This is a genomic window from Nostoc sp. FACHB-190, assembly GCF_014696905.1.
Lineage (GTDB): Bacteria > Cyanobacteriota > Cyanobacteriia > Cyanobacteriales > Nostocaceae > Nostoc_B.
The window spans coordinates 19,617-32,704 of record NZ_JACJQW010000041.1 but is presented as its reverse complement, the minus strand read 5'-3'; the positions used below and the strand labels follow the sequence as shown (position 1 = coordinate 32,704).

The following is a 13,088-nucleotide window of genomic DNA, read 5'->3' as shown; positions in this document are numbered from 1 at the left end:
GACAAGGGCAAGAGAGTTTGAGTATACTTATTAGTACAAAGTTACTATATATAAGCGATCGCAGTATTAGGGAAGGACATTTAAAGCCTTCTGCCTTCTACTAACTAGAAGCCATACCAACAACTAAAGCAGTACGGTTAATTGACATCGTACTGGATTTTAAGTATTTCTTTATTCCAGTATTTGTACTGAACAAAAATTACTGTGTTAAAGGTTACTCTGATGTCTGCATAGGGTAGCTATTGGTATGGTTTGCTACCTGTTCAATTCATTGCTAATTAAGGGAGTTTGAGTATGACTTCAGTTGCAGTTAAAGACAGTAAACAGCAACTAATACAAGCATTTCAACAAATTTTAGCTGAACAAAAAAAATTAGAATCAAAAATTGCGACTAAACAAGAAGAAGCTGAAAAAGCCAAAAACCAAGAAATTTTAACTGCGGCTTCTACATATACAGTTGATAGCATTGTTAAAGGTTTAGCCGATTTACAACTTGAATTTGGTAGTATTGTCACCTCTCTATCAGAAAAACTGGCAAAAGAAAATTCCAAATTAGATGAACTCAACCGAGCGATAGAAATTGCTACTCAAAACCTTCAAGAACTGCAAAGAATTAGAATTGTTGCAGATACATTAGATATTCTTACTCAAGAACATCAAGAAAAGTTAAAAACTTTAGAACAAGATACCGCCAGTAAACAAGAATCTATTGAAAAAGAAATTGCTCTCAAACGTAAAGAATGGCAAAAAGAGCAGTCAGAATATGAAGAAGCTATCACAGCATACAATGATACAACTAATAAAGAACGTCAACGAGAACAAGAAGAATATCAATATAAATTAGAAACTACTCGTAAGCTCAACACCGATGCTTACGAAGCCAAAAAACGCACCTCAGAAAGAGATATCCAAGAAAAGACACAGGAAAAAGAAAAAGACTGGACTGAACGGGAGAAAGTTTTATCTAGTAATCAAGCTTTATTTAAAGAATATCAGCAAAAAGTAGCGGCTTTCCCCACTGAATTGGAAGAAGCCGTGAAAAAAGCGCGAGAAGAAGCAATTAAAGAAACTAGTCAAAAAGCCAAAATTGAAGCTGATTTATTTGAGAAAGAATGGGAATCTACCAAGCAAAGCTATGAACTCAAAATCCAAAGCTTAGAACAGACAATTACCAAGCAAACTGAACAAATCGAAAGTATTTCTACCCAATTACAAGCCACTCTGAAGCAAGCGCAAGATTTAGCCATGAGAGCTTTTGGTAATTCTGCTGCTAAATAGATAATTCTTATCTGAGTAATTTAGAATCATTGGAGGTTAAATATGGCTAGTAAGAAACTCACAGATAAGAATACTAAGGCGGAAATTCTGCAAGCTTATGAAGAGTTATCTAAAGAAACATCAGGGCTAAAAACTCAACTAAATCAAGCCTTAAAAGCAAATCAAAATACCAACGTAGAAAAGCCAAAAGTAGAACAAAATACAACTATCACTATGACTCAGCCTGCAACTATCCAACAAAAGATGAATTATACAATTGAAAGTTTAGCTAAAATTCAATTGGGCTTTGGTAGTGCGGCAAATGATTTATCAGAACAGTTAACCACCCAAGCCTCTAAATTAGGAGAAATTAGGCAATCTGTAGAAACAGAAATTACCGCCTTAAAACAATTACATAATTTAGAAGTTGGTGAAGATACATTAGATACTTTGATTACAGCCTATGAAGATAATTCTAAGGCATATCAAGAAGAATATAATCAGCGTTATGAAATATTATCACAAGAAATACTTGAGCAACGTATTACTTGGCAAAAAGAACAGGACGAATATAAGCAATCAATTAAAGAACGCAATGATAATTTAAATAAAACCCGACAACGAGACACAGCCGAGTATAAATATGATTTGGAGTTGCAACGCAAATTAGAATCTGATGAATATGAACAAACTCAAAAAACTTTATACAAGCAGTTAGAAGAATTTCAACAAGAAACAGAAAAGCAATGGGCTGAAAAGGAAAAACAAATTGCAGAACGCGAAAAGCAGTTTGAAGAAGCGAAAGCAAAGGTAGAAGCATTCCCGAAAGAGAAAGAAGCAGCCATCAAAAAAGCTACAGAAGAAGGTAAAGGAATCGCTCATTACCAAGCCAAGGTAAAATCTGATTTATATGGGAAAGAAGTCGAAGGACAGAAGCGTTTTTATGAGCAGCGATTACAATCTCTAGAACAAACTATTACTAATCAAGAAACACGGATTCAAAATCTCTCGAAACAATTAGACTCTGCATTGAAGCAAGTCCAAGATTTAGCAGTTAAGGCAATTGAAGGAACTGCAAATGTCAATTCTTACCAAGCAATTAAAGAGATTGCGTTAGAACAAGCAAAAAGTCAGGTGAAGAATAAATAAAAATTAATTTAGAGACGTAATTTAGAATTACGTCTCTACTATTTAGGCATAATTTGTAGTCAATAATTATTGATAATCAGGGTTCGGTTTTATTCGGTTTACCATTGTTCAGAGGTTTCTTGCGGGGCGTTACGCTTTCATTAGATTTTTTGTTGGGTTGGGGGTTGGGGTTTGATTTTTGGTTAGACATAATACTGTGGAATTAACTCTATATTGACATACAACAAGAATATTACTGAATCCAGAAATTAGTCAAAAAATTTACATATAAAAATAAAAAAGAGACGCGGTTATACTTGCGCCTCTAGATAGAGAAGAAACCCAATATTGTAAAAAATTAAAAGTTTTAGTAAATGTGATTGCTATAGTTAGTTAAGTTTTACAAAAAACTATTCTGGTTTATCAATTTTGTTCGAGTTCTGTTGATTGATTGTGTCAATTTTGCCAATAAACCGAATAGCACCAGGTTCTGTTTGACGTGGCTTACCGTTATTCCGGGGTTTTTGACGAGTCATAAGATTACACTGATTGTTCGTAAACTCTTTACTACTTTAATTACAACAGTGTAAATAGCTATTCCGGAAATTAGAGACGACGGATAAAGTAGTTGCAGTTGTAGAGACGCTGGATACAACGTCTCTACTTAGGGCGGAGTAGAAACTATGTATGATTGTGTTTAGCCGCGATTTAAAATCGAACTATTATTAAGCAAAGGAAGAAAAGCCAAGATTTGGTGGTACATCTTGAATGCGTCCTGGGCCGATCGCTCGTAGTGCTTCTTTGAGTAAAATATCGCCAGTATACAAAGCACGTCCCACAATTGCACCTGTGACACCTAGTGCTTCTAAGGCTAATAAACTCAACAAATCAGTTACCGAACTCACACCACCAGAAGCAATTACGGGGATGGAAATCGCATTGGCGAGTTCGCGTAATGCTTCAATATTGGGGCCGCTGAGAGTACCATCACGGTGAATATCGGTGTAGATAATGGCTGCTGCACCTAATTCTTGCATTCGCACCGCGAGTTGGGTGGCTAAAACTTCCGAGGTTTCTAACCAACCACGGGTAGCGACTTTCCCATTTCGTGCATCAATACCGATGATAATTTGTTGGGGAAATTCTTGGCAGAGTTCTTGGACTAGCTGTGGTTGTTCGACGGCGACAGTTCCTAAGATTGCCCATTGTACACCCAAGTTAAACACTTGCTGCACACTAGAGCGATCGCGCAATCCACCACCGATTTCAATTGGTACTGATATTGCTTGAGCGATCGCTTCAATCGCTTTCAAATTTACTACTTTACCTGCTTTTGCGCCATCTAAATCAACTAAATGTAAGCGAGTTGCACCTTGATCTACCCATTGTTTAGCCACATCCACAGGATTCTCACTAAAAACTTGGGATTTTTCATAATCTCCCTGATACAGTCGCACACAACGACCTTCAAGTAAATCAATTGCAGGAATTACATCCATTTATCTTATCCTTGGTTAATTTTTGTTTGAAAAGAGAAGTGAGATCTGAGAAATAGAGGGACGGGGTAATGTAACGCCGTGTGCAACTTTCTCTCAAACCTAACCCCCAACCCCTTCCCTACAAGGGAAGGGGAGCAAGATTCAAAGCCTCTCTCCGCTTGCCTAACGGCAGGCTAACGCCAACGGGGAGAGGTTTGGAGAGGGGTTTCAAGAATAAGTTGCACATCGCGTAATGTAACAATATTCTTGAATCCCTATTTATTTAGCTGATTCACTGCACTATTGCGTTCTCGCTCAATTTGTTTGACTAAACTAGCGGGTAATTGGGATTTTTTAGTCAAAGCTGTGTCAAAATTAGCGATCGCATCTCGCAGCAACTCTTGACTTTTTTCCCGTTTTCCCTTTTCCCTGAGAATTTGGGCTTTGAGATAATACAACTCTGGGTTATCTGGTGCGCCTTGAATTGCTTGATTGGCATAATCTAAGGCTTGAGTATATTGTTTCAAATCTCGGTAGCCGATCGCAATGCCTCTATCTGCCAAATATCTTGGTGCTGCACTTGTCTCTAACCGCCCAATTGCCTCATCTGGATTGGCAAAGGGTAAGTTAACAGAAAGCATCAAATCCATGTAGCCTCTGAGTAAATTCAATTCGGGGTCTTTGGGCGAAATCGCTTCGGCTTTATCTAAATACTCGTACACCTGGCGCAACCTACCTAAAGCTTGAGTCGCACCTTTCGCCGCACCTTCCCGCGTCACAATTACCGCACCTTCAAAAAAATGCCCAACGGCGGTGTATAAATTACCACGCAAAGGGTCACTAGCAACTAATTTCTGCCCAGCATCTAAAATTTGCTGGCTATATTTATCTAAACCTGTCATATCCCCCTTGGTGTATGCCAACGATGCTTGCATGGCATAAGCTAAGGGTTCATTTGGTTCTTTTGCCAAAGCTTCTTTGAGGTGACGTTCCGCTTCGGGATAATTACCTTGTTGGAAAATAGCTTTAAAAGCCGCTTCTGTATGATCGCCAATTTGATGTGCTGCGTTGCGGCCAAAGGGGTCGCCAGCTAAAGCAGGAGTTACCCAAAGATGAAATGCGATCGCAGTCGTAAAACTTACCTGGGCAATTTTGGTTAATTTAGTAAAAACTATTTTTGCATTGGGAAATGGTTGAGTCATCAGCACCCTCAGAATAATTGCGGTTGAAATAGTTTTATATGTTACCTAGAATGCAACAATGTTTCATCTCAATTTAGTCCTAATAGCAGTAACCAAGTTAGTTAAGACATCGATGAAATGCAAATAAAAACAACATCCTTCTAACTCTGTAACCTATCACCTCTCACCTGTAACCTATTTGTCATCACATTCTCAAAAGGTTGACTAGGCTCATTTTTGCAAGTTCCCATGATTGTTCTAGTTCTGAATCTAGGGTTCTTCTGCCAAAATAAAAAGATAGTCTGGCTGTGAGATCATGCTTGAAGCGTTTCGGAATTCTCCGGTTGTACTTGGTGTAGTTAACGTTAGTTAGTAAGCTATTCGCCAATTTTGGTAATTTTAACAAATGCTCTATCTCAGAAATTTAGTTTATCATCCCACAGCTTGCCCAACCGCAATTCTCAAGTCAGTTAACCTAGAATTACCCCCTCAGCAATTAGGTTTAATTATTGGCCCTAGTGGTTCTGGGAAAAGCACCTTACTCGAAATTTTGTCTGGACTGGCCGAACCAACTTCTGGCGGAGTGTTTTGGCGAGAACAAGGACTCATCGCCGAACAACTACAACAACTAGCGGGAATTGTATTTCAGTTTCCTGAACGGCACTTTTGCGGCGGGACAATTTTAGAAGAATTGCGCTTAGGACATCCAGAGTTAGGAACAGAACGAGTCAAGCAAGCACTTACTGAAGTGGGATTAGAACATTTATCTTTGTCTGCTGCGCCTTATGCTTTAAGTGGAGGACAGCAACGGCGTTTAGCTTTAGCAGTGCAGTTAATTCGTCAGCCAAACCTCTTGTTATTAGATGAACCTACAGCCGGGTTAGATTGGTCAATGCGCCAGCAACTAGTTAATTTATTGGCGAAACTCAAACAAGACTGGACATTGTTAGTAGTAACACATGATGCTGGAGATATGTTAGCGATCGCTGACTGTTGTTGGACGCTCAATCACGGCGAACTGCAATCAGTTGATCCAGCGACACTTAGTAGTAAAGTGAAAGAACCCCAACCAGCAGCGTGACTTCATAAGTATGAAGTATGAAGTGTGAAGTATGAAATTTCATCTTTTAGTCTTCTGCCGTTTGACCAATGACCAATGACCAATGACTAATGACAAATTCCACCACTCCCTTGCTGCCAGAAATGGCAGAAATTTGGCAGCAAACCCTCAATTGGCAACCAACCACACAGCAACAGGCACAATTCCAGCAACTTTATGAGTTAATTCTGGAAGGTAACAGCCAATTAAACTTAACTCGCATCACCGCACCCCAGGAATTTTGGGAAAAACATCTCTGGGATTCCTTGCGGGGAATTGTACTCAACAACCAATTTATTGCATCTCTCCAAACAGGTGCATCTGTTATTGATATTGGTACAGGTGCAGGTTTTCCCGGCGTTCCCGTAGGAATAATTGCACCCAACAGCACAATTACTCTGTTAGATTCCACCCGCAAAAAAATTGCTTTTATCGATAAAGTATTAACTTCACTAGAACTCAGCAATTGCAAAACTCTCGTTGGCAGAGTTGAAGAAATCGGTCAGCAAACTCAACACCGCCAAACCTATGATCTTGCCCTCATTCGTGCCGTCGGTACAGCTTCCGAATGTGCAGAGTACAGCCTACCATTAATTAAAAAAGGTGGTTTAGCGGTAATTTACCGAGGTACTTGGACAGAAGAAGAAACCACAGTTTTGCAAAATGCTGTGAAACAGTTAGGTGGTGAAATTGCAGCAATTGAACAATTCACAACTCCCTTAACTAATAGCATTCGCCACTGCTTATATTTGCGAAAGATAGCAAGCACACCGCCTCAATTTCCCCGCGCGGTTGGTGTCCCGCATCAAAAGCCATTGTGACATTGAAATACTTATGAGAAATGAAAGTTTGACGAAAATATCATAATCAGGACTTACGCGAAGTCATGAAAAAACGAACCGCAAAGGGCGCAAAGGACACGAAGTTAAGAGGATTTGAGAGGGTGTTTGCGTAAGTCCTAATAATTATGTACTTGATTACTTACGAAAAACTTTCAACCCTACCCTGATAAAGCTGTAATTTTATCTATGGAAGTCAAGCTTTAGTAGTCAATAAATAAGAATCAAATTTTCTGACTTTGCCGAAAACTCAGATAAATGATGCTTTTTAGTAGCCAATGCAGCGCAACTTCCTTGGTCTGTCGCGGCTTGGCCAACAGATGAAAGAAGCAATATTGATTTATCTGGGTGTGACCAGTATTAGTAAGAAATTCAGGGCGGAATTTGTTTACTTTGAGGGCATTTTAATTATTGCTGGATTTGGAGCGATCGCACTCACTCATCTAAGGCATTGTAATTATCGCTAGATTTGGAGCGATCGCACTCACTCATCTAAGGCATTGTAATTATCGCTAGATTTGGAGCGATCGCACTCACTCATCTAGGGCATTGTAATTATCGCTGGACTTGGGGCGATCGCACTTACTCATCTAGGACATTGTAATTATTACTGGATTTGGAGCGATCGCACTCACTCATCTAGGGTATTGTAATTATCGCTGGATTTGGAGCGATCGCACTTACTCATCTAGGTCATTGTAATTATCGCTGGACTTGGAGCGATCGCACTCATTCATCTAGGTCATTGTAATTATCGCTGGATTTGGCGCGATCGCACTTACTCATCTAGGTCATTGTAATTATTACTGGATTTGGGGCGATCGCACTCACTCATCTAGGGCATTTTAATTATTGCTGGACTTGGGGCGATCGCTACCTATACTCACTACTGTATAACTAAAGGCACTGATTAATTATATTAATTATCTAAAAAGATACAATAAATATTTATCAAATCTCCAACTAGTAATTTACATATATTTATTCAACTTCTAAAGATAGAATCTTATTCTAATTTTTTATAACCAAAGAATAATTTTTGATTTCGCAAATATGTCTATAAATTAAGCATAGGTAATTAACAAATACCTATGTAACGTAAGTGAGGTCAAGATTATGTTGGTTCAAACAAAAGTATCCGATTTATTTGTGGATTTATCTCCAGAAAAACAAGAATTTTTAGCTGGGGGATGTAAATATTATGGTCGTGGTGAACAACCAACTCAAGGAGTATCGCCAGCAGAAGAGTCATCACCTGAACAGTCATCACCCATGATTGCACCACAACCATCAGCCCGTCTAGTTGTAGGTAATATCATTACAGTAACACCATTTGCCAAGTGTTTACCCGGACAAGATTGTTACGGCGGACAAGGTTCTCAAAGTCAAGACTAATGAGATTTTGAACAAGTTGAAAAAGTCTCTTTTTTCCTTTTAATAAATTAAGTGTATGAGGCAGAGGAATAAATATTTATTTCTCTGCTTACTTGTAAGTAGGTAGACACAATTATTTAGAAGACGCATTTCGACTTCTCCCCAAGGGAGACGCTACGCGAACGCTCAATGCTCGATCCTTGAGAATAAGAGGGTTGAGCGCAGCGATGCACTGAGCTTGTCGAAGTGTCGAAACCCGGTAATTTTAAGTTAGTTTTAATTTAGTCCTACTACTTAAATATAATTGTGCAATTATATTAACAAATGAATTAGTTAGTTATAAATGAAATTTCTTGGGATTGATTTAGGTTGGAAATCGCAACCAAGTGGCTTGTGCTGTTTAGAATTAATCGATGGAAAATTGCAATTACTAGATTTAGATCGCCAAGATGCGATCGCTGACATTTTAACTTGGATAGATAACTGGGTACAACCAGCAGCACCAGCGATGATTGCGGTTGATGCGCCGACTTTGATTCCTAACGCTACAGGTAGCCGTCTCCCCGACAAACTGACTCATAAATACTTTGGCAAATATCACGCCGGCTGCTATCCTGCTAATCAAAATTTACCTTTTGCCGAGCGGACAATTAACTTTGGCTTAGAATTAGAATCCCGTGGTTTTGCCCATGCACCAACGATAGCAGCAAAAACACCTGGTAGATATCAAATAGAAGTTTTTCCGCACCCAGCAATTGTACATTTATTTAATTTAGAACGTATTCTTAAATATAAAAAAGGGCGCATCAGTGAACGTCGCGTAGAATTAATCAAACTTTATCAATATATTCTCGAAGTTTTACCTATTCTCGAACCTAGTCTTAAAACACCACAATCTCATCTTTTTCCTTTTGACTTTTTCCTTTTACCTTCCACAGGTGCAGCCCTCAAAGCCACCGAAGATAAACTAGATAGTTTAATCTGTGCTTATGTGGCTGCACACTGGTGGTATTGGGGAGAACAACGTAACTTAGTATTAGGCGATCGCACTACAGGTTACATTGTCATCCCTAAGAAAATGGGGAGTGGTGAGTGGTGAGTAGGGAGTAGTAGAAATTTCCCCATTCCCCACTCCCTATTCCCTACTCCCCAGTTTATTCCGCCCAAGCAATCAATCTGGGTTCATAAGCATTAGACAGGTGTGGGTGTTTGGGTAACACACGCAAGGATAAGCCTTGAAAACCAGAGGTAGTGTAGACAATATCAGCAGTGTAGAGACTCAAGCCTTGGTCATCTTGACCTTGGTAATCCATGACAACTGGAACCGCATTCACGATTTCACCGTTGGCATCGATCGCACCTTGATATAACTCTACTTGGATATCATCATTACTCAAAGTGGCTAAATCAACTTTGGCTTTCACTGCTACCTTTTGCTCAACTTTAATATCTGAACCTACAGATACATCAATATCTTTGATTCTGATGTTAAACCAGTGGTCGCTGAGTTTAGCTTTCCAAGCGGCTAATTCTTTGGCTGGGGCATAATTATCATCCACTAAAGTATGATAGCGATCGCTGGCGTGGAAATATGCTTTTTGGGCATAATCCCGTACCATCCGCGCTGTATTAAAGAACGGACAGTTCAGGCGAATCGCATCTTTCATTTTGGCTACCCAACGTCGGGGCAGTCCATCTTCGTCGCGGTGGTCATAAAATAGAGGCACAACTTCTTTCTCTAACAAATCGTAGAGGGCGTTAGCTTCTACCTCATCTTGATAATTGGGATCTTCGTAATTTTCCCCATGTCCTATCGCCCAACCGGTGCGGACATAATCGGCTTCATCCCACCAACCATCTAAAACACTTAAATTAGGTAAGCCATTCATTGCGGCTTTCATTCCGCTAGTTCCCGAAGCTTCCCTGGGACGACGTGGTGTATTCAACCAGATATCACAACCAGCCACCATCAACCGAGATATATGAATATCGTAGTTAGGTACAAAAACAACTTGTTTTTCTAAATGATGTTCGCGGATAAAATGATTGATTTCACGAATCAGTTCTTTACCAGGAATGTCTTTGGGGTGGGCTTTCCCAGCAATCACAAATTGAACTTTGCGGTTTTTATCACCAAGTAAAATGCGTTGAATACGTTCTAAATCACGCATCCACAAGGTAGCGCGTTTATAAGTTGCAAACCGACGGGCAAAACCAATAGTTAAAACGTAGGGATCTAATACTTCTTGGGCTTGGGCAATTTCTGAAGAAGAAGCACCGCGATCGCGTAAATGTTTGACGAGATGATCCCGCACATACAGTACCATATCCAAACGGCAGCGTTCGTGATTGCGCCACAACTCCTCATCGGGAATTGCATCCATCCTCTCCCACAGTTGGTTATCTGGTGGTACTGATGACCAGTTTGGCCCTAAGTAGCGATCGTACAACTCTTGGGTTGATTTTGCCACACAACTGCGAGCGTGAACACCGTTGGTAATAGCGGTGATTGGCACTTCTTCGACAGGGACTTTTTTCCACAAGCCTTGGAACATCTGCCGTGACACCACACCGTGCAGCTGCGCCACCCCGTTAGAAAATGTCGCCATTTTCAACGCCAGCACCGCCATACTGAAAGGCCCGGATAAATCCCCTGTATTTTCTCTGCCTAAGCCTAAAAACTGTTCTTTGGGCAAACCAAAGATATCTGCATAGTAACCCAGATAATACAAAATTTTATCGGGAGGGAACAAATCAATTCCCGCAGGTACAGGCGTGTGTGTGGTAAAGATGTTGCTAGACATCACTACCTGTTTGGCTTGGGCATAGCTCAAACCTTCTTCTTGAATTAAGATGCGGATGCGCTCTAACGCCGAGAAAGCCGCATGGCCTTCATTCATGTGGTAGGCAGTGACATCATAACCCAAAGCTTTCAGCATCCGTACACCACCAATCCCCAACATAATTTCTTGGTGGATACGCATATCAATATCGCCGCCATACAGTTGATCTGTAATGTCGTGATCATATTGATTATTGGGTTCGATGTTGGTGTCTAACATATACAAAGGCACCATCCCCACCTGTACCCGCCAAACTCTGGCGTATACCTTGCGCCCTGGATAATCAACCGCAATTTGCAATTCGGAACCATCGGGATTGCGTTCTAAATGCAAGGGCATATTATAAAAATCGTTGATGGGGTAACGTTCTTGTTGCCAACCATCAGCGTTGAGGTATTGAGCAAAATACCCTTGTTGATAAAGCAAGCCGACACCTACCAATGGTAGCCCTAAGTCACTGGCAGATTTTAAATGATCACCAGCCAGAACGCCCAAGCCACCAGAATAAACAGGTAAACAGTCAACCAAGCCAAACTCTGCCGAAAAATAGGCATAACATTCTTTTGGCTTTTGAGCGCGTTGTTTCTGATACCAAGTTCCTTCTTGGAGATAATCATCTAACTGACGAGCAGCACGATCCATTTGTGCTAAAAACCCATCATCCTCTACTACCTCCAACAGCCGTGCTTGGGAGATAGTACCCAGCATCAACACTGGATTGTGATGGCTAGATTCCCATAAATCTCTATCTAAACGGCGAAATAAATCTTTAGTTTCAACATTCCAGTCCCAATGCAAATTATATGCTAACCGCCGCAGTGGTTCCAGGCGCGGCGGTAGTGACGGGGAAACATTGAATGTGCGAATTGGCTGCATAGGTTAGCAACTCTCCAAGTTCAGCTATGGTTATTGTTTACCTTGTTTATCCAATGCTGCCAATTCTTTATACTGTGTTTGTAAAGTACAGATGACTTTGTTAAGTATTAAAAACTGAGACGAAAATCAGTGCAGAACCTTACCCCAAGCGGATTGTTACTTGTTGATGTTCTGCTGGAGTGTCTGAATTAATAAGGAAAATTTAATAATTGAGGCGCTATTGACATCAAAACTCCCCATTCCCACCGAGAACAGAGAGGTTAATGTCTATTCGTCATGTTTAACTGCCCAAAGAAGGCTGATCTTGTGGTTTTTTTGGCATGGTGAGACTTTGCGCCGCCGCATAAGCCAACTCTGCTGCAATCTTATAAGCAAGTTTGATATTAGATGCGCTATCCTTGTGGTGTGTGGCAGAAGTTTTGGGACGAGGTTTTGATTCCTGCATCACTTCACCAGAGGCGATCGCGCGTTGCAAAATGATAAAAGCGTCCAAGTCTTCTGAGTCGTACTCTCGGCGCAATAACGTTTGGATCTGGTTGCGATCGGCGATACTCAAATAACCAGTTCTAAAAGCTTGCTGGACGATTTGTTTAATTTCAACCATAATTTCAACCAAGTGTGGGAGTTAATTTAAAGAAGCTTAGTCTGTAAATTTGGTTTTCTTGTGAGAATTACTTCTCATCGCGTGAATTTTCTCTAGACTTCACAATTTATAATGGGAGATATCCTAGACACATCGTCCATCTGGTTCACCTGATTGGGTGATTTACAAATTTGGCAATTATGGTTATACGCCTGTCCGGTTTCGTGCCGAAAGTTTCTGTATGAAGGGAAAGAAACCAAGAATTAGGCTAAGTGGAACTGTATTGAAATACAGCACTTTTGAAGTCAGTAAGGTACACCAGGAGTATTAAGTAATGAGTAATGAGTAATAAGTAAATCTTTGACTCATTACTCATTACTTTCCTAAATATATAATGTATTTTAAATCACGAATCTAAAATTTGTAATCT

12 protein-coding genes are annotated in these 13,088 nt (G+C 40.2%); 7 read left to right on the top strand and 5 right to left on the bottom strand.

Features of this window, described 5'->3' with window-relative positions:
• Window positions 1-294 precede the first annotated feature (294 nt).
• Together H6G28_RS29645 and H6G28_RS29640 are read left to right on the top strand one after the other, a co-directional pair.
• The gene (locus tag H6G28_RS29645; RefSeq protein WP_190676285.1) at window positions 295-1,278 is read left to right on the top strand and encodes a coiled-coil domain-containing protein; all 984 of its coding nucleotides are present in this window, start codon (window positions 295-297) and stop codon (window positions 1,276-1,278) included.
• Window positions 1,279-1,320: 42 nt separating this feature from the next.
• A complete protein-coding gene (locus H6G28_RS29640; RefSeq protein WP_190676283.1) occupies window positions 1,321-2,406 on the top strand; it encodes a coiled-coil domain-containing protein in 1,086 nt (361 codons plus the stop codon).
• A 389-nt stretch (window positions 2,407-2,795) separates the two neighbouring features.
• Here the strand turns inward: H6G28_RS29640 and H6G28_RS37520 are convergent, their stop codons facing one another.
• The 3 genes from H6G28_RS37520 to H6G28_RS29630 form a co-directional block, all read right to left on the bottom strand.
• Window positions 2,796-2,921, bottom strand: a complete 126-nt coding sequence (locus H6G28_RS37520; RefSeq protein WP_277877280.1) for a hypothetical protein — start codon at window positions 2,919-2,921, stop codon at window positions 2,796-2,798.
• Between the two features lie 189 nt (window positions 2,922-3,110).
• Entirely contained in the window at window positions 3,111-3,884 is a 774-nt protein-coding gene (hisA, locus tag H6G28_RS29635) for a 1-(5-phosphoribosyl)-5-[(5-phosphoribosylamino)methylideneamino]imidazole-4-carboxamide isomerase (RefSeq protein ID WP_190676281.1), read from the bottom strand.
• 254 nt (window positions 3,885-4,138) lie between these two features.
• On the bottom strand, window positions 4,139-5,065 hold the full coding sequence (locus H6G28_RS29630) for a Sll0314/Alr1548 family TPR repeat-containing protein (RefSeq protein WP_190676279.1): 927 nt from the start codon (window positions 5,063-5,065) through the stop codon (window positions 4,139-4,141).
• Window positions 5,066-5,450: 385 nt separating this feature from the next.
• Between H6G28_RS29630 and H6G28_RS29625 the strand changes: the two genes are divergently transcribed.
• The 5 genes from H6G28_RS29625 to H6G28_RS29605 all read left to right on the top strand — a co-directional run bounded on the left by H6G28_RS29625 (window position 5,451) and on the right by H6G28_RS29605 (window position 9,455).
• Window positions 5,451-6,125 carry an ABC transporter ATP-binding protein gene (locus H6G28_RS29625; RefSeq protein ID WP_190591402.1) on the top strand — a complete coding sequence of 225 codons (675 nt, stop codon included), beginning with the start codon at window positions 5,451-5,453 and terminating at the stop codon, window positions 6,123-6,125.
• Window positions 6,126-6,214: 89 nt separating this feature from the next.
• Window positions 6,215-6,964 carry a 16S rRNA (guanine(527)-N(7))-methyltransferase RsmG gene (rsmG, locus tag H6G28_RS29620; protein ID WP_190676278.1) on the top strand — a complete coding sequence of 250 codons (750 nt, stop codon included), beginning with the start codon at window positions 6,215-6,217 and terminating at the stop codon, window positions 6,962-6,964.
• Between the two features lie 296 nt (window positions 6,965-7,260).
• A complete protein-coding gene (locus H6G28_RS29615) occupies window positions 7,261-7,449 on the top strand; it encodes a hypothetical protein (protein ID WP_190676276.1) in 189 nt (62 codons plus the stop codon).
• Window positions 7,450-8,098: 649 nt separating this feature from the next.
• A complete protein-coding gene (locus H6G28_RS29610) occupies window positions 8,099-8,377 on the top strand; it encodes a hypothetical protein (protein WP_190676274.1) in 279 nt (92 codons plus the stop codon).
• Between the two features lie 322 nt (window positions 8,378-8,699).
• Window positions 8,700-9,455 carry a DUF429 domain-containing protein gene (locus H6G28_RS29605; protein WP_190676271.1) on the top strand — a complete coding sequence of 252 codons (756 nt, stop codon included), beginning with the start codon at window positions 8,700-8,702 and terminating at the stop codon, window positions 9,453-9,455.
• A gap of 55 nt (window positions 9,456-9,510) precedes the next feature.
• Here H6G28_RS29605 and glgP read toward each other — a convergent pair whose 3' ends face one another.
• Window positions 9,511-12,075: an alpha-glucan family phosphorylase gene (glgP, locus tag H6G28_RS29600; protein ID WP_190676269.1), complete on the bottom strand. Its 2,565-nt coding sequence runs from the start codon at window positions 12,073-12,075 to the stop codon at window positions 9,511-9,513.
• A 280-nt stretch (window positions 12,076-12,355) separates the two neighbouring features.
• Window positions 12,356-12,679, bottom strand: a complete 324-nt coding sequence (locus H6G28_RS29595) for a hypothetical protein (protein WP_190594428.1) — start codon at window positions 12,677-12,679, stop codon at window positions 12,356-12,358.
• Between the last annotated feature and the right edge of the window lie 409 nt (window positions 12,680-13,088).